The organism is Paenibacillus sp. sgz302191 (assembly GCF_057749925.1).
This window is the reverse complement of sequence record NZ_JBYLHY010000006.1, coordinates 1-19,387: the sequence shown is the minus strand read 5'-3', so window position 1 is coordinate 19,387 and position 19,387 is coordinate 1. Positions and strand designations below refer to the sequence as shown.

General features: G+C 49.9%; 23 protein-coding genes and 3 pseudogenes. 24 read left to right on the top strand and 2 right to left on the bottom strand.

The genetic code is table 11. The features are described from left to right. Nucleotides 1-11: 11 nt before the first annotated feature. Nucleotides 12-218 (bottom strand): annotated as a pseudogene (locus tag AC3G2T_RS10345) (transcriptional regulator); the annotation flags it as partial. A 318-nt stretch (nt 219-536) separates the two neighbouring features. Continuing rightward, nucleotides 537-722, bottom strand: a pseudogene (locus AC3G2T_RS10340) (helix-turn-helix domain-containing protein); the annotation flags it as partial. 214 nt (nt 723-936) lie between these two features. On the opposite strand from AC3G2T_RS10340, the gene AC3G2T_RS10335 reads away from it, so the two are divergent. The 24 genes and pseudogenes from AC3G2T_RS10335 to AC3G2T_RS10220 form a co-directional block, all read left to right on the top strand. Then, a complete protein-coding gene (locus AC3G2T_RS10335; protein WP_488435390.1) occupies nt 937-1,137 on the top strand; it encodes a helix-turn-helix domain-containing protein in 201 nt (66 codons plus the stop codon). A gap of 47 nt (nt 1,138-1,184) precedes the next feature. Beyond that, nucleotides 1,185-1,850: a Rha family transcriptional regulator gene (locus AC3G2T_RS10330; protein ID WP_488435389.1), complete on the top strand. Its 666-nt coding sequence runs from the start codon at nt 1,185-1,187 to the stop codon at nt 1,848-1,850. Nucleotides 1,851-1,877: 27 nt separating this feature from the next. After that, complete coding sequence (locus tag AC3G2T_RS10325; protein WP_488435388.1) at nt 1,878-2,150, top strand: hypothetical protein; 273 nt, start codon at nt 1,878-1,880, stop codon at nt 2,148-2,150. Nucleotides 2,151-2,246: 96 nt separating this feature from the next. Further along, nucleotides 2,247-2,531, top strand: coding sequence for a hypothetical protein (locus AC3G2T_RS10320; protein WP_488435387.1), 285 nt, complete (start codon nt 2,247-2,249; stop codon nt 2,529-2,531). Continuing rightward, nucleotides 2,518-3,657: a sigma-70 family RNA polymerase sigma factor gene (locus AC3G2T_RS10315; RefSeq protein WP_488435556.1), complete on the top strand. Its 1,140-nt coding sequence runs from the start codon at nt 2,518-2,520 to the stop codon at nt 3,655-3,657. Before AC3G2T_RS10320 ends, AC3G2T_RS10315 begins: the two co-directional genes overlap by 14 nt. Nucleotides 3,658-3,868: 211 nt before the next feature. Beyond that, a complete protein-coding gene (locus AC3G2T_RS10310; RefSeq protein WP_488435386.1) occupies nt 3,869-5,170 on the top strand; it encodes an AAA family ATPase in 1,302 nt (433 codons plus the stop codon). Continuing rightward, nucleotides 5,170-6,288 carry an ATP-binding protein gene (locus tag AC3G2T_RS10305; RefSeq protein ID WP_488435385.1) on the top strand — a complete coding sequence of 373 codons (1,119 nt, stop codon included), beginning with the start codon at nt 5,170-5,172 and terminating at the stop codon, nt 6,286-6,288. Before AC3G2T_RS10310 ends, AC3G2T_RS10305 begins: the two co-directional genes overlap by 1 nt. 22 nt (nt 6,289-6,310) lie before the next feature. Beyond that, entirely contained in the window at nt 6,311-6,859 is a 549-nt protein-coding gene (locus AC3G2T_RS10300) for a hypothetical protein (RefSeq protein ID WP_488435384.1), read from the top strand. Nucleotides 6,860-6,868: 9 nt separating this feature from the next. Then, the gene (locus AC3G2T_RS10295) at nt 6,869-8,470 is read left to right on the top strand and encodes a DEAD/DEAH box helicase (RefSeq protein WP_488435383.1); all 1,602 of its coding nucleotides are present in this window, start codon (nt 6,869-6,871) and stop codon (nt 8,468-8,470) included. A 35-nt stretch (nt 8,471-8,505) separates the two neighbouring features. After that, nucleotides 8,506-8,688, top strand: coding sequence for a DUF7167 family protein (locus tag AC3G2T_RS10290; protein WP_488435382.1), 183 nt, complete (start codon nt 8,506-8,508; stop codon nt 8,686-8,688). A gap of 37 nt (nt 8,689-8,725) precedes the next feature. Continuing rightward, nucleotides 8,726-8,902: a hypothetical protein gene (locus AC3G2T_RS10285; protein ID WP_488435381.1), complete on the top strand. Its 177-nt coding sequence runs from the start codon at nt 8,726-8,728 to the stop codon at nt 8,900-8,902. 30 nt (nt 8,903-8,932) lie between these two features. Beyond that, a complete protein-coding gene (locus tag AC3G2T_RS10280) occupies nt 8,933-11,194 on the top strand; it encodes an AAA family ATPase (RefSeq protein WP_488435380.1) in 2,262 nt (753 codons plus the stop codon). 330 nt (nt 11,195-11,524) lie between these two features. Next, nucleotides 11,525-11,794 (top strand): hypothetical protein, encoded by a 270-nt coding sequence (locus AC3G2T_RS10275; protein ID WP_488435379.1) that lies wholly within the window; start codon nt 11,525-11,527, stop codon nt 11,792-11,794. Beyond that, on the top strand, nt 11,784-12,185 hold the full coding sequence (locus AC3G2T_RS10270; RefSeq protein ID WP_488435378.1) for a RusA family crossover junction endodeoxyribonuclease: 402 nt from the start codon (nt 11,784-11,786) through the stop codon (nt 12,183-12,185). Before AC3G2T_RS10275 ends, AC3G2T_RS10270 begins: the two co-directional genes overlap by 11 nt. A 3-nt stretch (nt 12,186-12,188) precedes the next feature. After that, a complete protein-coding gene (locus AC3G2T_RS10265; RefSeq protein ID WP_488435377.1) occupies nt 12,189-12,422 on the top strand; it encodes a hypothetical protein in 234 nt (77 codons plus the stop codon). Between the two features lie 7 nt (nt 12,423-12,429). Continuing rightward, a complete protein-coding gene (locus AC3G2T_RS10260; RefSeq protein WP_488435376.1) occupies nt 12,430-12,696 on the top strand; it encodes a hypothetical protein in 267 nt (88 codons plus the stop codon). After that, nucleotides 12,693-13,112 (top strand): DUF722 domain-containing protein, encoded by a 420-nt coding sequence (locus tag AC3G2T_RS10255; RefSeq protein ID WP_488435375.1) that lies wholly within the window; start codon nt 12,693-12,695, stop codon nt 13,110-13,112. The genes AC3G2T_RS10260 and AC3G2T_RS10255 overlap by 4 nt, the downstream gene beginning before the upstream one ends. A gap of 189 nt (nt 13,113-13,301) precedes the next feature. Further along, complete coding sequence (locus tag AC3G2T_RS10250; RefSeq protein WP_488435374.1) at nt 13,302-13,808, top strand: terminase small subunit; 507 nt, start codon at nt 13,302-13,304, stop codon at nt 13,806-13,808. 11 nt (nt 13,809-13,819) lie between these two features. Next, nucleotides 13,820-15,046: a PBSX family phage terminase large subunit gene (locus tag AC3G2T_RS10245; RefSeq protein ID WP_488435373.1), complete on the top strand. Its 1,227-nt coding sequence runs from the start codon at nt 13,820-13,822 to the stop codon at nt 15,044-15,046. A 14-nt stretch (nt 15,047-15,060) separates the two neighbouring features. Then, the gene (locus AC3G2T_RS10240; RefSeq protein ID WP_488435372.1) at nt 15,061-16,536 is read left to right on the top strand and encodes a phage portal protein; all 1,476 of its coding nucleotides are present in this window, start codon (nt 15,061-15,063) and stop codon (nt 16,534-16,536) included. Continuing rightward, nucleotides 16,533-18,299, top strand: coding sequence for a minor capsid protein (locus tag AC3G2T_RS10235; RefSeq protein ID WP_488435371.1), 1,767 nt, complete (start codon nt 16,533-16,535; stop codon nt 18,297-18,299). Before AC3G2T_RS10240 ends, AC3G2T_RS10235 begins: the two co-directional genes overlap by 4 nt. Continuing rightward, entirely contained in the window at nt 18,296-18,454 is a 159-nt protein-coding gene (locus AC3G2T_RS10230) for a hypothetical protein (protein WP_488435370.1), read from the top strand. The genes AC3G2T_RS10235 and AC3G2T_RS10230 overlap by 4 nt, the downstream gene beginning before the upstream one ends. Nucleotides 18,455-18,591: 137 nt before the next feature. Next, nucleotides 18,592-19,173, top strand: a complete 582-nt coding sequence (locus tag AC3G2T_RS10225; RefSeq protein ID WP_488435369.1) for a phage scaffolding protein — start codon at nt 18,592-18,594, stop codon at nt 19,171-19,173. Between the two features lie 3 nt (nt 19,174-19,176). Continuing rightward, nucleotides 19,177-19,387, top strand: a pseudogene (locus tag AC3G2T_RS10220) (hypothetical protein); the annotation flags it as partial.

Sequence of the window (19,387 nt, the reverse complement as noted above, 5' to 3'; positions counted from 1 at the left end):
CAGCACGCTCCTTATTTATTTTTGTTAGGGCTGAACTTCTGCTTTGCCATTTGCTTCGCTAGACGTAAAGAGTTCTCAAGTGATATTTTCATAAGTTCTTTCGTCTCATCATCCATAGGTTCGCCATGAAAGGCCAAAGCAGCTTTCGATTCTAAATCACTGATCATACGTTCCAAATCGTTCGCGATGTCGCGTTCTTCTTTGATACTAAGATGGGATGTAGCATCTGCTACATGTCCGTTATTATCGGAGAAATTAGCTTTACGCAGTTGTAGTGCGATTTCATTTTCAATGCAACTTGCGGCAAAAGTTTCGAATTTGAGCCCCTTATTCGGGTTGAAACTTGAATTTGCTTTCCTCAAACCTTCATTTGCCCAAGTAATGATCTGCTCCTTATTTAAAGAATCTTTATATTTTAAAGAGTAGAGTCGAATTAACTTACGTATGTTGTCTCTATTAGCTTCTGTGATGTTTTGACTCAAGGGGATTTCGCTTTCGAAATTCGTATTGTTGGGTGCCAAACCGAGAAGATACTCAAGCGATACTTCGAATATTCCTGCTAATTTTGCAGCATTATCTGCACTCAAGTTTTTCTTTCCTCTTTCAATGTCGTAATAATATTGAGGGGAAATTCCCAGTTTATTTGCGACTTCGACACCACTCATATTTTTCTGTTCCCTTATACTCCTGATTCTATACTCCGAAAACACCACTTTAAACATCCTCCTTAACTTATTGATTAAACTATATCAGCCATTAGATTAAAACACAACAATCAAATAGCTGAAAAATCAAGCGAATTTGAGCTAAATGAAGCATTTCGATTAAACTATATGATTAATCCTCCAAAATGATTGAATTTTAATCTATTTGATTAATTATGCTATTTGATTAAATTAATCCAATAGATTAATATTATTTCAGGAGGTGACGCAAATGGGATTCTCAACCAAAGTAAAAAACATTTTAGCAGAAAGAAAGATGAATCCTTCTGAGTTGGCTAGGAAGATCGGTTATTCGCCACAGTACATTCATGATTTACTAAAAGGCGATAAGCGCTGGAATGAAGAGACGATGGATAAAGTGTGCATCGCGCTGGATTTAGAAATTACATTCAGTAGTCGAACTGGTTGCTAGGTACCGCTTATGAAAACTGAACAGAGACCAATGAGAGGAGGATGCGCATGAGCAAGCTCACCCTCAATCCGGAATATCGCCTGTACGAGCGAAACGGGAAAGCTTTTTGCAGCAGCCGGCAGGTGGCGGAAGAGTTCGAAAAGGAACATTACAATGTTCTTCGCGACATTGAAGCACTTGATTGTAGTCCTGAATTTACTGCCCTCAATTTTGAGGTCAGTAGTTATAAAGATAGTACCGGTAGGAGACTCCCCGAATATCTGATGTCCAAAGACGGTTTTACCTTTCTGGTTATGGGATACCGGGGTAAGAAGGCTGCTCGTTTCAAAGAATCCTACATTCGTCGATTCAACGAAATGGAAGATTTCATTAAGTCCGTCATTACGGCGAAGTTGGAACACCCTGCGTTCACAAATGCGATCCAGACCGCGAGAGAGGTGCAGGGCAAAGACGTCGCGTTCCACCACTTCAGCAATGAAGCAGACATGATTAACCGGATTGTGTTAGGAATGAGCGCGAAGCAATTTCGGGAGCTACACAATATACCAAAAGGGCAATCGATTCGTCCGTACCTTGACAGTAAGCAGATTCTAGCCGTCGAAACTCTGCAACGCGCAGATATTGGTTTGCTTCTTGCTATTCCGGATTTTGAACAGCGCAAGCAAGCGTTAACGCAATTTTATGAGCGGTGTCGTCTCAAACTGATCGCCTAATCATAGGACAAAAGGCGGTGAAATTGATTGTTGCAAACAACGAAAATCAACATTGAAGTCGACGAAAAAGCAATAGCAAGTTTCATTGAGCGTGAATTGCAGAAACAAATCAATCAGCAGTTGCTGCTCGTCGACATCAACAAGCTCAGCGATCTGACGTCGATGTCTATTCGCTATCTCGAAGACGAAATTTTACCTGACCCTAGAGTCAGGATGCATGAGCGAAAGAAGAAACGTAAGCGTTGGTGGCTGGCACAGCCTACTTTGAAGGCAATCGAAGAAATCGTGAATAGCTGGTAATAAAAAAATCAACGCGTGGGTAGACGCTTTGACAGGAGTTTTTGTGGAACGGGATTTTTTTGGAACAGCGATTGGACGTAAAGGAGGCGGGGAGGTGTGAAGTTGGCGAAGGGTTATAATTTCAAAGCTGCACGCGATCGGATTCAGTACTTAACCGCTCAGTACCGACGGATGGCTAAAACTCAAGTTAAAGACGGCACTTGGGATTGGTTTTTGGCTTCCGAGATTGAATGTTTGGAAATGGAAATTGCGGAAGCACATCAGTCTATAAAAGGAAAGATGACCACTGTTACGAGCAGCGGCCATCGAAAAATGCAAATCAAAAACATTATTGTGCCAATGGTATCACAGTGGCAATCATTTGACAATGGAAACTGTTGAAATGATACGAAATATTAATCCTTATTTGGGGGAGAAAAATGAAGTAATTCAGGCAAGCATCCCCCTTGTTCACTCTACCGCACGGCGTTTTCGTTGGGCTATTGGAAGGGGCGGCATCGAATATGAAGATATCGTCAGCGAAGCCTATATTGGGCTAATGAAAGCATTCGATCGCTTCAACCCTGACAAATTCGGCGGAATGGTTCGGAAGTTTTCAACCTATGCAGTACCGATGATGATTGGAGAAATCCGCAGATTTCTTCGAGATAAGGGAACGTCTGTCCGAGCAAGCCAGCGGATGTATGCTTTGGCCGGACGGATTATAAAAAACGATGCAAGGCATTTATCTGCTTTTGAAATATCTAATCAATTAGATTGCAGCCCAAAGGAAGCCAACGAGGCACTTAAATATTTACGGGATTCCCAGATTGTTTCCATGGATCTCAACATGGGTTCGAAGAATGAGGAAGAGTCGTTAACGCTTTTCGATCTATTGAAAACAGAGGATGACGTATCGAGCATTTTCGTGAAAGAATTTCTTACTTCTCTCAATAGTGATGAACGGTGCTGCTTAAAAATGCGGCTGGATGGCTTAACCCTTTATGAAATCAGCTCGGTCCTGGGCTGCTCGGAAGATACTGTCATTGAGCAAATTGAATCATTAGCTCAGAAATATCGAATATATTCGGGATTTTCAGGAAGTGAGGTAACAGAATTGAACGGTGCACTAACCAAAGAAAAATATCTTGAATTAAAGAAGAAAAACGTACCAGATGAAAAAATCAGTTCTATGTTTGGCTTAGGGAAAAGCAGTATTTACCGCAAAAAAAATGCCTGGGGTTTATTGAAACAAGGTAACAAGAATGAAGTGAATGCTGCTAAAACATCGACTCCTAGTTGCAAAAGCACACAGTCAACAGCTCATATTCAAGTATCGCCAATTACAAATGATTCGGAAAAGGAAAGTCTGCGGGCTGAACGCGATCACTGGCACAGCCAATACGCCGAAGTGAAACAGCAACTTGATGGCCTTTGGGTACGGGTAGAAGAGGCACAAAGGCAAGAACATGCGCGGTTAGTTGAGGAAATCGCTGGCCTCAAGGCATTGTTGAAATTTTACCTTTAAGGAGGGTTCTTTTCTACGAATCTTTATTTGAAAGGCGATAAAGTCAAAACGAAATCGGGTAAGGCGGCTGACATCGTTGATGCTTGGGGAGTCGCCAGAAACTGGTACAAGCTGAGGGCAACAGACGGGGAAATCATGATTACAATGTCCGGAAATATCGACTCCCTTATATGGCGTCAAACTAAAAAAATGAATGGACGGAGATAAACCAATGATCAAAATCAACAAGCTCGAAATCGAAAACATCAAGCGTGTCAAGGCGGTTAAAATCGAGCCGACCAGCGCGGGACTAACGATTGTTGGCGGCAACAACAAACAAGGTAAAACGAGCGTTTTGGATGCGATCGCTTGGGGACTGGGCGGCAACAAATACCGCCCTTCCCAAGCTGAACGGGAAGGATCGGCCGTCCCGCCTTATCTGCACATTGTCCTGTCAAACGGGCTGATCGTTGAGCGCAAGGGTAAGAACAGCGACCTTAAGGTTATTGATCCGAACGGCCAGAAAGGCGGCCAGCAGCTTCTCGACAGCTTCGTCGAAGAACTGGCGATCGATCTACCGAAGTTCATGCACTCGACAAGCAAGGAGAAGGCCAATATCCTGCTGCGCATCATCGGCGTCGGCGACAAACTCTTCGAGCTGGAAAAGCAGGAACAGGAAGTCTATAACCGGCGCCATGCCATCGGGCAGATTGCGGACCAGAAAGCCAAGTTTGCAAAAGAGCAGCCATACTTCCCGGATGCCCCGAAGGAGCCGGTTTCCGCCTCCGAGTTGATCTGCCAGCAGCAGGAGATCCTGGCGAAGAATGGCGAGAACCAGCGTAAGCGGCAGCGTGTGACGCAGATTCAGACCGAGTTCGAGCAGCAGGGTCGTGAAGTGGTCCGTCTGACGGCGATGCTCAACGCCGCTCAGGAGAAATACGGGCAGCTGCAGAACGACCTGGCGATTGCCCAAAAGGACGCACTCGACCTACGCGACGAATCGACCGCGGAGCTGGAAGCAAACATCCAACAGATCGACGAGATCAATCGGAAGGTGCGGGCCAATCTGGACAAAGACAAGGCTGAATCTGATGCAGGCGAATACCGGGTAGAGTACGACAAGCTGACCGCCGAAATCAATACAATTCGTGAGCAAAAGACGGACCTGCTGACGAACGCAAATCTGCCGTTGCCGGGCCTGTCCGTCGATGCAGGCGAGCTGATCTATGACGGCCAGCGCTGGGACAACATGAGCGGATCCGATCAGCTCAAGGTATCTGCTGCCATTGTCCGAAAGTTGAAACCGAATTGCGGCTTTATCTTGCTGGACAAGCTGGAGCAGATGGACCTCGAGACGCTCCAAGAGTTCGGCCAATGGCTGGAGCAGGAGGGGCTGCAGGCGATCGCAACCCGGGTCAGCACCGGGGAGGAATGTTCCATCATTATCGAAGACGGCTATGTCGCAGGGCAGGAGCAGACTGCAACGGAGCCAGGCCAGGAAGAAGCGAAAACATGGAAAGCAGGTGAATTCTGATGCAAGTCATCAGCGGAAAAGTTCAGAAAGCTAAGAAGGCGGTTCTGTATGGCCCCGAGGGAATCGGTAAATCCTCGCTCGCTGCACAGTTCCCACGACCGATCTTCATCGATACAGAGGGTTCAACCACGGAAATGCAGGTTGACCGCCTGGCCAAGCCGACGAGCTGGGAAATGCTCCGGCAGCAGGTCGAGTGGGTCAAGCAGCAGGGGGGCCGATTCGGGACGCTCGTCCTCGATACGATCGACTGGGCAGAAATGCTGTGCGTCGAAAGTGTTTGTGCGACTCACAACAAAAAGGGCGTGGAAGACTTCGGATTCGGCAAAGGGTACATCTACGTTGCCGAGGAATTGGGGCGCTTCCTGAATCTCCTGAGCGACGTAGTTGAATCTGGTATCCACGTCGTTCTGACAGCACATGCTCAGATCATCAAATTCGAGCAGCCCGACGAACTGGGCGCCTATGACCGCTACCAGCTGAAGCTTGGGCAAAAGACTGGATCAAGGACGGCACCGCTCGTCAAAGAGTGGGCCGACATGGTGTTGTTTATCAATTACAAAACGTTCTCGGTGGCAGCCGATCAGAAAGGGACCAAGCACAAGGGGCAGGGTGGTGTGCGGACGGTCTATGCGACGCATCATCCGGCTTGGGACGCGAAGAACCGCCATGGCCTACCGGACGAGTTTCCACTGGATTACAGCCGGATCGCTCATATCTTTAGCGGCTCTACCAGTGTGCCAGCAGCTCAAGCTGCTCATACGTCGTCACCGTCGCCTGCGCCGGATTCGGCAGTCAGCACCCCTTCACAGACCGCAGTGCAGGCAGGGGCTCAGGTGGCTGGGGGACAGTCGACGCAGCAGCAACCAGCAGCAGCAGTTACTCCGCCAGAGTCGCAGCAATTGAATCCGAATATCCCTCAATCGCTGCGGGATCTGATGATGCAGCATCAAGTCACGGAGACAGACATTCAGATTGTGGTGAGCCAAAAAGGCTACTATCCAGAGAATACGCCTATTGAAAATTATGATCCTAATTTCATTGCGGGCGTGCTGGTAGGAGCTTGGCCTAAAGTGCATAACATGATCCGGGAATTTAAAGCAAATCTGCCATTTTCATAATTCATAACTGGAGGAATCATATATGACACAAAATATTGAACGAGAACTTGGTTGGGATGATGAGATTCAAAAGGACGGCGGGGGCTTTGTTTTGCTCCCGGCCGGAGACTACAATTTCACGGTAACGAAATTTGAACGCGGGCGGTTCAATGGCAGCGAGAAAATGCCTGCCTGCAACCAGGCGAAGTTGGAGATCACGGTCCACTCTCCAGAAGGGGATATCGTGGTTTTCCATAACCTGTTTCTGCACAGTAAGACGGAGGGGCTTTTGTCCAATTTCTTCGCCGGCATCGGACTCAAAAAGAAAGGTGAGCCGCTCAAAATGAACTGGCCTGCCGTCATGGGCCGTAAGGGGCGTTTGAAACTTGAAGTGCGGAATTACAAACATAACGGCGAGGATCGAGCAAACAACCAAATCAAGTCCTTCTATCCTTACGACGAGGTTCAGCCGACACAACCGCAGCACAGCTATCAGCAGCCTTCACAGCAGACATACCAGCAACCACAGTATCAACAGCCATTCCCAACAGGCCAGCAGCAAAGCGGCAATTGGTCGGCGGGCGAGTTTTAGGAGGTAGCTATGGAACTTAGACCTTACCAACAGGAGGCGCGCCAGTCGATTCAAGACGAGTGGGAAAAGGGCGTCAAGCGGACGCTGCTCGTGCTTCCGACCGGCTGTGGTAAAACGATCGTGTTTTCAAAAGTCATCGAAGACCGTGTAAGGTTGGGCGAGCGTTTGCTCGTCCTGGCCCACCGGGGCGAACTGTTGGACCAGGCGGCCGACAAGTTGGAGAAATCAACCGGACTGAAATGCGCTACGGAGAAGGCAGAGCAAACATCAATCGGTAGTTGGTTCCGTGTTGTCGTGGGCAGCATTCAGACGTTGATGCGTGAAAAACGACTACAGCAATTCGCTCCGGACCATTTTGACACCATCATCATTGATGAGGCCCACCATTGTATATCGGACAGTTACCAGCGCGTGCTGCAGTATTTCGAGTCAGCTAACGTACTGGGCGTGACGGCAACTCCGGACCGCGGTGATATGCGCAACCTGGGAGCCTACTTCGAATCGTTGGCCTACGAATACACGCTGCCGAAGGCGATCAAGGCGGGCTATCTCAGCCCGATCAAGGCGATGACGATTCCGTTGCAGATCAACTTGTCGGCAGTCGGGCAGCAGGCAGGCGACTTCAAGTCACAGGATCTCGGCACGGCATTGGACCCGTATCTCGAATCGATTGCGGCTGAGATGTGGAAAGTCGCCAAGGATAGAAAGATCGTTGTCTTCCTTCCATTGGTTAAGACTAGCCAGAAATTTACGAATATTCTGAATTTAATTGGATTTAAGGCTGCGGAGGTCAATGGGGATTCACATGACCGAGCGGAGATATTGGATGACTTCGACAAAGACAAATACAACGTCCTATGCAATTCGATGTTGCTGACGGAGGGCTGGGACTGCCCCAGCGTGGATTGCGTTGTCGTCTTGCGGCCTACAAAGGTCCGCAGCTTATACAGCCAGATGGTCGGGCGAGGTACCCGGCTCCATCCCGGAAAAACTGAATTGTTGCTGCTTGACTTTCTTTGGCACACCGAGCGGCATGAGCTCTGCCACCCGGCGCATCTGATCGCCGAAAACGAAGAAATCGCCGCAGCTATGACCAAGCAGATCGAGGAGGCGGGCATCCCGCTGGATTTGGAAGCCGTCGAGAAGCAGGCTGCGGAAGATGTTGTTGCGCAGCGTGAAGAAGCTCTCGCGAAGCAACTCGCCGAAATGAAACGCCGGAAGCGCGCGCTGGTGGATCCGTTGCAGTTTGAAATGTCTATCCAGGCTGAGGACCTTTCCAGCTATGTGCCGTCGTTCGGCTGGGAAATGGCGCCGCCGAGTGAGGCCCAAGTCAAGACGCTGGAGAAGCTGGGCATCCTGCCGGATGAAATCGATAACGCCGGCAAGGCGACGAAGCTGCTGGAACGCTTGGATAAACGGCGCACGGAAGGGTTGACCACGCCGAAGCAGATCCGCTTCCTTGAACAGCGCGGGTTCGAGCACGTCGGAACATGGTCATTTGAAACGGCCAAGCGTCTGATCGATCGGATCGCAGGCAACGGCTGGCGCGTGCCGGAAGGTATCGATCCGAAAGTATATCGTGAGGAGTCGGGATCGTCCCTTGAGTGGTAACGCAATTGAATATCCAATTACATGGAGGTCATAGTATGCGAGTTAAATATAAGGTAACTCTTGGCTATGCAGGGGCTGATATGGAAAGCGAAATAGAAATCGATGACGAGGAATTAGAGAGATTGACCGAAGATCAGCGTACCCAAAAAATTGCTGAGCTTGTTTGGGAAGACGCTGCTCAATATGTTGATACATCGTGGGAAATAGTCGAGGAATGAACACCGACTGAATATCGAAGGACATGGGGAGGTCCGTATGAAGCCGATTTGGATTAACAAAGGAGCCGCCATCGTTAACGGGATACTTGCAGGAGTAAGTGGCAGAGTTATCGGAGCCGATGCCGGGAATAACGAAGTCACTATCGAGATTGAAAGTGGAACTTACGTTACGGTCGATCGGGAGCGAGTCCACCAGGATTTCGGACAAGTTTGAATATCTAGTTTCGTGAGGAGGTAGAGCCGGATGGCAGAGCATAAAATAGATCTCATTGCTTTACTGGCCTACGTTGATCCGGCCTATCTGAGTTACCAAGAATGGGTCAACGTGGGCATGGCCCTCAAATACGAAGGCTACACGGCAGCCGAATGGGACGATTGGAGCAAGCGGGACCCGGCCCGATACCATCCGGGCGAATGCTTCAAAAAATGGACCAGCTTCGAAGGCTCCGGCACGCCAGTAACCGGCGCCACAATCACGCAGATGGCGAAGGAGAACGGCTGGGTATCGCGGTCTGCGGATCGCGAGGACCGGGAGCTGGGCTGGGATGACGAGATATCCGGCGGCGATTACGTTGTCGTGGATAAAAACTGGATCGAGGGCAAGGAGATCCACGAGCCGGCCGTTTGGAACCCGGTGCAGCAGTTGACCACGTATTTGCAGACGCTGTTCGAAGCGAGCGAGAACGTCGGCTATGTCGTGGACACATGGCAAAACGAAGACGGGAAATACCTGCCCACAAAAGGGGCATGGGACCGGACTGCCGGCGAGCTGATTCAGCGGCTCAATCAATGCAATGGGGACATAGGGTCCGTCTTGGGCGACTACAACCCGACAGCCGGAGCCTGGATCCGCTTCAATCCGCTGGACGGCAAAGGCGTCAAAAATGAGAATGTGACCGAGTTCCGGTATGCGCTGGTTGAGTCCGACACGATGGACATTGAGAAGCAGAACGCCATCATGCGTGAGCTCGAGCTGCCGATCGCCGTCATGGTCTACAGCGGCAGCAAAAGCCTGCACGCTATTGTTCGGGTCGATGCTTCCAATTACGACGAGTACCGGAAGCGTGTGGATTATCTATATAACGTTTGCAAAAAGAACGGGCTGAACATCGACAACCAGAATCGAAATCCGTCCAGGCTGTCCCGCATGCCGGGCGTCGAGCGGAATGGTAAGAAGCAGTTTATCGTGGACACAAACATCGGCAAAGCGAGTTGGAATGATTGGCACGAATGGATCGAAGGCGTCAACGACGACCTGCCGGATCCGGAGAGCCTGACGGAAACTTGGGATAACATGCCGGTCCTGGCGCCGCCTCTTATTGAGGGCCTGCTGCGGCAGGGGCATAAAATGCTCATGGCCGGGCCATCGAAAGCCGGCAAGTCTTTCGCTCTGATAGAGCTTAGTATTGCGATTGCCGAGGGAGTTAAATGGTTTAGTTGGGCCTGCACGCAAGGAAAAGTGTTGTACGTCAACCTTGAGCTGGACCGAGCTAGCTGCCTGCACCGCTTCCGCGATGTTTACCAGGCTCTCGGGCTGCAGCCGCAGAACATCAGAAATATCGACATTTGGAACCTGCGCGGCAAGTCTGTGCCGATGGATAAACTGGCGCCGAAACTGATCCGGCGCGCGGCCAAGAAGAATTACATTGCGATTATCATTGATCCGATTTACAAGGTCCTGACGGGCGACGAGAACAGCGCGGACCAGATGGCCCACTTTACGAACCAGTTCGACAAGATCGCAACGGAGCTCGGCGCGAGCGTCATCTACTGTCATCACCATTCAAAGGGGTCTCAGGGTGGCAAGAAGTCTATGGACCGGGCCAGTGGCAGCGGCGTATTCGCCCGGGATCCGGACGCGCTGATCGACCTTGTGGAGCTTGAGATAACAGAAGCGTTACTCAAGCAAGAGGAAAACAAGGCCATATGCGCGGTGTATCAGCGCTACTTCCAGCAGCACAACCCGGCTTATCTGGCGGAACACGTCTCCCAGGACGACCTGCTGAGTGCCAAGGAGATGGAGGATCATGCCAAGCGAGCTATTTATGCAGATCAGGTGGCAGCCGCTCAGGAGACGATCAAGAAGGCCCTCCACAGCGTCCGGATCCGTTCGGCCTGGCGCGTGGAAGGCACGCTGCGGGAGTATCCAAAGTTTGAGCCGGTCAACATGTGGTTTCAATATCCGGTTCATCGTGTGGACGAAGTAGGCAGCCTGAAAGACATCGAGCCAGAAGGGGAAGCGCCAGCGTGGCAGAAGGCTACGAATAAACGGAAGAGCAAGGCAAAAACTGAGCGAAGAAGCAAGGCCGAGGAATTTGAAGATGTAATTAATAACTGCAATTTTGGCGAACCGCCTACTTTAAATGATGTCATGGCTTGGTATGGTTCGACCGGAAAAGAGGTTGCTGAACGCACCGTGAGAGACTGGATCAAGAAATACGGGTATGAAATTGATCGTTCAATTGGCTTCCGCATAGTCAAAAAGGAAGACGAAGAAGACGATTGAATTGCGGCGTCGACCTTTAATTTTATGGTGGTCGCAATCCGCTGAAAGTTGCGGGGTAATCATAAATTTATGATTACCGCAAGTTGCAAGCATCATGATTGCCGCGATGCCGCAAATCCGCGAAAACTTGCGGATAATCCCTATATATTATATCGCGTATATAACGCGCGCCCGTAGTAGTATGTTTAAGACTTAAATCATGATTATGTAAGTCTATAAGACTGGGGAGGGAATGTACGTAATGGGGGAGGGAGTGTTCGCTTCCGCTCCCTCCTCCCCGTGACATTCCCTCCCCCTTAAAGTCTTCCGCGCGAGAGGAGAAAAAAAGAGATGACAAAAAAATACGATAACAAATATTGGGAAACGGAAATCCCTGAAACGATAGAGTTCGGAAACGGGAATTTCATGCGGTGCTATGACAAAGCCGGCAAGTTGCAGTTTGGGACAAAATTCAAGAACAAGGCCGGCGAAGAAATATTCCAGGTGAAGTATGTTTTGGATCGGGATGCTCTGTTTTCTGATGATGTAGCTGCTGGTTACCTGCGGACGATGATCGACGATTGGGAAGAGATGCACGAGGCGAACCAACATGACGACTGAATTCTTCATGCCGATGAAACCGCCGACTGCAACGCACCAAGAGAAGCAGGTCGCTTGTACGAGTGGAAAGCCAGTCTTCTACGAGCCGGACGACTTGAAGGCGGCTCGGGCGAAGCTGACGGCACACCTCGGGCAACATGTGCCTGAGAAAAAATATACCGGAGCCCTGCGGGTGATTGTGAAATGGCTGTTTCCAATTCCAGCCGGAAGCAAGCATTACGACGGAGAGTGGAAAATAACCAAGCCCGACACTCACAACCTGAACAAGCTCCCGTTCGATATCATGACGGACTTGGGTTTCTGGAAGGATGATGCCATTGTGGCCAGCGAGATCATTGAGAAATTTTGGGCAGCTCGGCCGGGGATCTACGTCAAAATCGAGGAGCTGTAGCCGATGGACTATAAAGCGTTTTTCGCGGATGTGCTGGAGTGGATCCAGCAAGCCAACCAGGCGGCTTCCCGGCATGGGATGGGGAGCGCGGACTTTTGGACATGGGTCGCTGATTCGTGCGGTGCAATCTGCCAGAAATATCAGGAGAATCGATTGGTCATCAAGCAAATGATGATGCTAGTCGAATGGATGGAAGAATTCTCAGAGGGTCTTAGTAACGGCCATGAAAAGAGTTGAGGGCGCAATGGACCTTGCACTGGCGACAAAGAAGCAACTGAATGCGATCGCAACAGACGAAGGTGTGCCGCTAGATTTGCGTTACGAGGCGGCCAGGGAGCTACAAGCTAGGCAATTTACGCCGGACATGCTGCTGGATTTGGTCAGGATGTATCCGACTCATGAAACTGGGGAGATTGCTGAGTATCTTGGCATACCAATTACGACAGTGACAGGGCAAGTCAATAAGCTCGGGTTGACGAGAATTAGACGCATACAGGAGGGCAGCGCATGATTAAACTTAAACGGGGAACGTTCCAGCACATTGAAAGCGAAATCTACGCCTATCACGATACCCGTAGAGAAATCGTAAGACTAAAGAATGAAATCCTTCACGGCGAGCCGAGCGAGGACGAAAATGTCGGCGGCGGCCGAAGTAATCTGCCGGGCGATCCGACAGGGCGGACGGCGGTGCTACTTACAACACATAAAAAGCTGGAGCAGCTACAGAATATCGCTGACGCTATTGAATCAGTTGTCGAAAGGCTTCCGGAAAAGCATAGACACCTTGTAAAATTGAGATACTGGACGAGACCGCAACATTTAACTTGGGATGGCATTGCGATGCAATTGGAAGTAAGCCGGATAACAGCAATGCGCTGGAGGGGCCAAATTATTCAAGCGATCGCTGAAAAAATCGGCTGGCGATGAAATTGATACTATCATGATACTTTTGACGTCATTTTCCGTGTTATTATGTTAGTGTGCCAGTAATAAGCAGCCGGCTATGTCTCAAAACATATAGCGTGGCTGCTTTATTTTTACTAAAATTTTCCATCTTGCCAGTCGTCTCTTTGGAGGCGGCTATTTTTATGATTTTCTTGAAAGGAGCTGACTGTTATGGCATTGACGGCCAAACAGCAAAAATTCGCGGATGAATACCTGATCGACCTCAATGCCACACAGGCGGCTATTCGAGCGGGATACAGTACTAAAACGGCAGCAGAGATAGGCTGTGAGAATTTAACGAAACCTCAGATTCGCGCGTACATCGATGAGCGAATGGCCGAGCTCTCACGGCGAACAGGCGTCAATCAGGAACGAATCCTCCGCGAGCTTGCTCGGATTGCCTTTCTCGACCCGACGCAACTGATCAATATGGATTCAGGCGAAATTGAGGACGATGCGAACGCTGACGATCGGGCTGCAATAGCCTCCGTCAAGGTCAAGACCATGAAAGGCGATGTTGAGATGGTCGAACGTGAGGTGCGATTTGCAGATAAGATAAAAGCGCTTGAGCTACTTGGCAAGCGATACGGTATGTGGATCGATAAGCAGCAGATAGATGTCCAGGGAGCCGTGCAGATTGTGGATGATGTGCCGCCGAAAGACCGTGACACTGGATGACGGCGGTTCGGTTGACCGACCTGGTCGCGCCGAGCTTCTACGACGTACATCATGCGGTTAAGCAAGGAACGGCCACACATTTCCTTTTGGGCGGCGGTCGGGGATCGACTAAATCGTCATTCACACCGACCGAGATTATCCTTGGGCTAATTGCTGATCCGAACGCTAACGCTATTGCACTCCGTAAGGTCAAGGATACGCTGAGGGAGTCTGTGTACGAATCGTTTGTCTGGGCGATTGACAAGCTCGGGGTGGCGCATTTCTTCGACTGCCGCATATCTCCAATGCAAATAGTCTACAAGCCAACCGGCCAGCGGATCATATTTCGAGGCGCCGATAATCCGATCAAGATCAAGTCATTGCGGCTCCGCAGGGGCTTTTTTAAATATGTGTGGTACGAGGAAGCCGACGAATTTGCCGTCGAGGACATTCGTTCGATCAATCAGACGTTGCTGCGCGGCGGTGACGGGTATCGCGTGTTTTATTCGTATAACCCGCCGAAAAGGCGCAAGGCATGGGTTCACGAGTATCGAAAAAACCCGCCTACAGGCTGGCTGACGCATCACAGTGATTACCGCAGCGTTCCGCGGCACTGGCTTGGTGAACAATTTTTTCTTGAGGCGGAGAGCTTGCAGCAGCGCAACGAGCTGGCATACCGGCATGAATATCTCGGAGAGGATACCGGCACCGGCGGCGAGGTGTTCCGCAACCTCACATTGCGCCGAATCTCGGACGAAGAGATTGAGAGCTTTGATCGTATCAAGCGTGGCCTGGACTTTGGTTTTGCCTCACATCCGACGCATTACGGCGTTATGCATTTCGATAGCACGCGTAGGCGTCTTTTTATATTTTATGAGATTCACAAGGTCGGGCTGTCCACTCGAAAGCTTGCCGAGGGGATCAAGGCCGAGAATACCAGTAATAGAATTGTCACGGCGGACAGCGCAGAACCGCGAACGATTTCTGAGCTGCGCAATCTCGGGTTGAAAGTGGCCGGGGCCAAGAAAGGGCCGGACTCGGTTGACCATGGGATGAAGTTCTTGGAGGACTTGGACGAGATCATTATCGATCCGGTTCGATGCCCGAATACATCCAGGGAGTTTGACGGCTACGAGCTGGATCCGGATGGAAACGGCGGCTGGAAAGCTGGTTATCCGGACAGGGACAACCACAGTATTGACATGACGCGTTACGCTTTGGAGAGCGACATGAAGGCACCGAGCATTTCATTCGGTTAGAAAGGAGGGAGCACATGACCCCGGCAATGAAGGAAATTACGGCCATACTCGAAACTGGCGCCGCTTCTGCAATGACCATTGAGCAAATCATCCGGCAAGAAGTCAGTGACTGGCTTTCCTCTCCGCTCCGATTTCAGATGATCGAAGGGGAACGCTATTACACCGGCAATACGGATATCCTTCACAGAACACGGACAGTTATCGGGGAAGGTGGCCGGCCGAAGCCGGTTGAGCATCTTGCAAATAACAAACTGGTTCATAATTTCGTTCGGAAATTGACGGATCAGAAGGTTGGTTACCTCTTGAGCAAGGCTTTGAACATACAGGCCGACAACGAGGGATACCACAAACAGCTAAATGGATTCTTCAATGGCGCAATGATGCGGTTGCTAAAAAATCTAGGCAAAGATGCCGTGAACAAAGGCAAAGGCTGGCTGCACGTATACTACAATACAGAAGGCACGCTCTCATTCAAGCGCATCCCATCCGAGGAGTGTATTCCACTTTGGCGGGATGCTGCACATACCGAGCTCGACGCCATGATTCGGGTATACAATGTCACAGCCTACGAAGGAACTATCAAGAAAATTCTTACGAAGGTTGAATTTTGGAGTCTCGAAGGCGTGAAGCGATATGATTACACGAATGGCCAGCTTATCGATGACGTTGAAGCGCCCGAGAGTCAGGCGCATTTTTTTGTGATTGAAGGAGGCGGCGTCGAAAAGCCTTATAACTGGCAGCGGATCCCCTTCATTTGCTTCAAGTACAATGACGAAGAATTGCCGCTCATTCAGTTCTTGAAATCGCTCGTTGATGACTACGACAAGCGGAAAAGCGATAACAGCAACAATCTTGAGGATTTGCCAAACAGCATATACGTGGTGAAAGACCACAACGGCACAAACGGCAGCGAGTTCAGGAAAAACATAACTCAGTATCGCGTTGTATTCGTCACAGGCGAGGGCGGGGTAGACACGATCAGCCTTACAATCGATACCGAAGCCTACAAAACGCATATGGAAATGAATCGGAAGGATATATACGAATTTGGGCGCGGCGTGGACACGCAGTCGAAAGAATTCGGCAGCAGCCCGAGCGGCGTATCACTGAAATTCCTATACGCCGATTTGGATATGGATGCCAATAGCATCGAAACAGAGTTCCAAGCGAGCCTTGAGCAGCTTCGATGGTTTATTGATGTTCACCTTGCCAACAGCGGCGCTGGCGACTTCGCGAATGAATCCGTTGATTTTATTTTTAATCGGGACATCCTGATCAATGAAACGGACACGATCACAAACGCAAAGAACAGTGTCGGCATTATATCCGATGAAACGATTGTTGCGAATCATCCATGGGTTACAGATGCGAAGAAGGAGATGGAGCGCCTTGACGCACAAAAAACGGCTGCTATGGAGGAAGCTCAGAATTACGGCGGTATTGGAGCTAATCCAAACGATCAGCAAGCCGGTGGAGCTGGGAGCGTATGAAGTCTGACGCGTACTGGGCCCAGCGGATGGAAATATTGAACGAGGCGCAGCTCGCCAAGGGCGAAGCATTCATTCGGCAAACAAATGTTGAGTACCAAAAGGCAATAGCCAAGATCCAAAAGGATGTTGACGCCTGGTATCAGCGTTTAGCCAAGAATAACGGGGTAAGTTTGGTCGAAGCGCGACGAATACTGAAAGCTGGGGAACTGAAAGAATTCAAATGGACCGTTGACGAGTACATCAAGGCGGGCCGGGAGAATGCAGTTGATCAGCGCTGGATGAAAGAACTTGAGAACGCGAGCGCTAAGGTTCATATTAGCAGGCTGGAAGCTTTGCAGACACAAATGCGGCAACACATCGAAGTGCTCACAGCGAAGCGTCAGACAGGCACACGCGAGCTTCTAAGTGGTATTTATAGGGATAACTACTACCGCAGCATATTTGAGCTACAGAAGGGCGTAGGGCTCGGTTCCAGCTTTTCAAAACTGGATCAACGGCAACTTGATAGTTTGCTTTCGACACCTTGGGCACCGGACGGCCGCAATTTCAGTTCCAGGATATGGGCAGACCGTGAAAAGCTTGTCCGTGAGTTGCAGACCACACTTACACAAGGCTTAATCCGCGGGGATTCTTCGGAGAAGATGATTTCAGCGCTTTCCGAACGAATGGGCGTTTCAAGGTCGCGTGCTGAAAACCTGGTACTCACCGAATCTGCCTTTTTCTCTGGATCGTCCCGGCGGGCTGCATATGTGGAACTGGACGTTTTGGAATTTAAAAACGTAGCCACGCTTGATAAATACACTTCGACAATTTGCCGGACTATGGACGGTACTGTGTTCAAGGTGTCGGAGGCGCAGCCGGGCGTGAACTGTGCTCCATTTCATGGCCGCTGCCGGACCGTCGATATTCCGCATTTCGAGGACAACGTGAAAGAAAGAGCTGCGCGGGGGGATGATGGTAAGACCTACGATGTCCCCGGCGACATGAGATATGAGGAATGGGCAAAGAAACATGCTCCCAAGGATGCCAATACGCCGCCGCCGGATAATGGCTCTGTGTTACCGGCTCCTTTCGTCCCAGCAAAGACGTTGAAAGAAGCGGAAGCTGCTGCCAAGCGGGATTATGGCTTTGAAGTCGCGGATTACAGCGGCTTGGATTTAGAAAGCGCAAATGCCATGAATAGAGCAATCGATAAGGCCATGCAGGAGTTCCCGGGCATAAAAGGATTCGCGAAGGAAATAACTGCCGTAAACACCGAAGATTTCGTTGCTCAAGCCGGTTTGGCTTATGCGAACGGCATGGCCATTGCCAATCTGAATATTTCTTCACATTATTACAATTCGTCTGATATTGATGATATAATCAAGGCATCTGTGGACGCCAAGCACTGGCCGGCGGGCTCTACAAAGGAATCGCTCTTTATTCACGAGTTTGGTCATTTGCTTGAGTACGCCCACGCGATGAAAGTCATGGGGGCCTGGACAGGGGCGGCGCTGACGATTGATGACGCAGAGGTGATTTGGTCCCGCATTAATAAGGGGATACTTTCGCAGTCAATCATGGCAGAAGCCTTGTCAAATCTGGGCATTGCCAATACTCCGAAAAATATCACCGACGAGCTGAGTAATTACGCGAACAAAAATACAAAAGAATTTTTGGCGGAAGCCTTTGCGGAAGCTTTGGGATCATCAAATCCGCGTCCGCTCGCTTTGGAAGTTATGAAGATATTGAAAAGAAAGTTAAAGGAGGCTGGCATGCAGTGATTCCATTTATCCCCCCGAAATTGGCTCCATGGATCGAATTCGGCAATGATACGGTCATCCTAAAGCCAGGAGCCCCGGAAGAAGTATTGCCTTTGTATGACAAATTGAAATCGCAATTAGAGAAAGACGGGCAAATGACATTACGGAAATCATAAGCGGCACTCTCAATAATTGAGGGTGTCTTTTTATTTGGGCTCCGGCTGAGACTGCCGGGGCCTCTGCTCGTTGGCCGGAGCATCACGGCCGCCCGCGGCGGGGTTGCGCCATAAAAACCAATTGGGAGTGTGTCACGATGGATTTGAAAGAACTATTAGGCGAGGAACTGTATAACCAGGTCGTTGCAAAGGCGGGTGATAAGCACAAAATCGCGCTTGTTTCTGATGGTTCATGGATTCCTAAAGAAAAGTTCAACGAGGTAAACGAGGCCAAGAAACAGGCAGAGGATACCTTGAAGGACCGCGATAAGCAGCTCACGGACCTGAAAAAGTCTGCTGGCGACAACGAGGACCTTAAAAAGCAAATCGAGACGCTGCAGGAAACAAACAAAAAGCAATCCGATGAGCACCAGGCGAAGCTGAAAGACCTTTCCGTCACATCTGCTATCGAAAAAGCGCTCAATGGTGCTCAGGCAAAATTTCCTGAGCTGCTGCTTGGGAAGATCGACAAAACGAAGCTGGAGCTGCTGCAAGACGGTACGGTCAAAGGTTTGGAGGATCAGATTACCGAGCTGAAAACGAGTTATAAGGACTTGTTCGCAGAGAAACAACCGCCAAGCACAACATTTAGAGGCACGAACCCTGCCGAAGGTAGTGGCGGCGGCGGTGCCCCTTCGGCACAATCGATCATTGAACAAAACATTTTAGGAGGACTATAGGATATGGCTATTCCCAACATTTTAGAATACGCGAAGATTTTTCAAACGGCGCTGGATAAGCAGATCGTAGCGCAAGCAACATCCGGTTGGATGGAGCCAAACGCTGGCCTTGTTCAATACAGCGGCGGTAATGAGGTCAAGGTGCCAAAGCTGACTATGGATGCAATGGGAAATTATGACCGTACAACAGGTTTTGTGGACGGCGCTGTAACGT

What these genes read in the sequence shown, in the direction of transcription:
- AC3G2T_RS10260 (WP_488435376.1), top strand. Translation starts at nt 12,430, where the DNA reads ATGGACCTTGCACTGGCGACAAAGAAGCAACTGAATGCGATCGCAACA.
- AC3G2T_RS10285 (WP_488435381.1), top strand. Translation starts at nt 8,726, where the DNA reads ATGAAGCCGATTTGGATTAACAAAGGAGCCGCCATCGTTAACGGGATA.
- AC3G2T_RS10275 (WP_488435379.1), top strand. Translation starts at nt 11,525, where the DNA reads ATGACAAAAAAATACGATAACAAATATTGGGAAACGGAAATCCCTGAA.
- AC3G2T_RS10300 (WP_488435384.1), top strand. Translation starts at nt 6,311, where the DNA reads ATGACACAAAATATTGAACGAGAACTTGGTTGGGATGATGAGATTCAA.
- AC3G2T_RS10235 (WP_488435371.1), top strand. Translation starts at nt 16,533, where the DNA reads ATGAAGTCTGACGCGTACTGGGCCCAGCGGATGGAAATATTGAACGAG.
- AC3G2T_RS10280 (WP_488435380.1), top strand. Translation starts at nt 8,933, where the DNA reads ATGGCAGAGCATAAAATAGATCTCATTGCTTTACTGGCCTACGTTGAT.
- AC3G2T_RS10265 (WP_488435377.1), top strand. Translation starts at nt 12,189, where the DNA reads ATGGACTATAAAGCGTTTTTCGCGGATGTGCTGGAGTGGATCCAGCAA.
- AC3G2T_RS10250 (WP_488435374.1), top strand. Translation starts at nt 13,302, where the DNA reads ATGGCATTGACGGCCAAACAGCAAAAATTCGCGGATGAATACCTGATC.
- AC3G2T_RS10290 (WP_488435382.1), top strand. Translation starts at nt 8,506, where the DNA reads ATGCGAGTTAAATATAAGGTAACTCTTGGCTATGCAGGGGCTGATATG.
- AC3G2T_RS10310 (WP_488435386.1), top strand. Translation starts at nt 3,869, where the DNA reads ATGATCAAAATCAACAAGCTCGAAATCGAAAACATCAAGCGTGTCAAG.
- AC3G2T_RS10330 (WP_488435389.1), top strand. Translation starts at nt 1,185, where the DNA reads ATGAGCAAGCTCACCCTCAATCCGGAATATCGCCTGTACGAGCGAAAC.
- AC3G2T_RS10315 (WP_488435556.1), top strand. Translation starts at nt 2,518, where the DNA reads ATGGAAACTGTTGAAATGATACGAAATATTAATCCTTATTTGGGGGAG.
- AC3G2T_RS10295 (WP_488435383.1), top strand. Translation starts at nt 6,869, where the DNA reads ATGGAACTTAGACCTTACCAACAGGAGGCGCGCCAGTCGATTCAAGAC.
- AC3G2T_RS10305 (WP_488435385.1), top strand. Translation starts at nt 5,170, where the DNA reads ATGCAAGTCATCAGCGGAAAAGTTCAGAAAGCTAAGAAGGCGGTTCTG.
- AC3G2T_RS10255 (WP_488435375.1), top strand. Translation starts at nt 12,693, where the DNA reads ATGATTAAACTTAAACGGGGAACGTTCCAGCACATTGAAAGCGAAATC.
- AC3G2T_RS10270 (WP_488435378.1), top strand. Translation starts at nt 11,784, where the DNA reads ATGACGACTGAATTCTTCATGCCGATGAAACCGCCGACTGCAACGCAC.
- AC3G2T_RS10225 (WP_488435369.1), top strand. Translation starts at nt 18,592, where the DNA reads ATGGATTTGAAAGAACTATTAGGCGAGGAACTGTATAACCAGGTCGTT.
- AC3G2T_RS10335 (WP_488435390.1), top strand. Translation starts at nt 937, where the DNA reads ATGGGATTCTCAACCAAAGTAAAAAACATTTTAGCAGAAAGAAAGATG.
- AC3G2T_RS10240 (WP_488435372.1), top strand. Translation starts at nt 15,061, where the DNA reads ATGACCCCGGCAATGAAGGAAATTACGGCCATACTCGAAACTGGCGCC.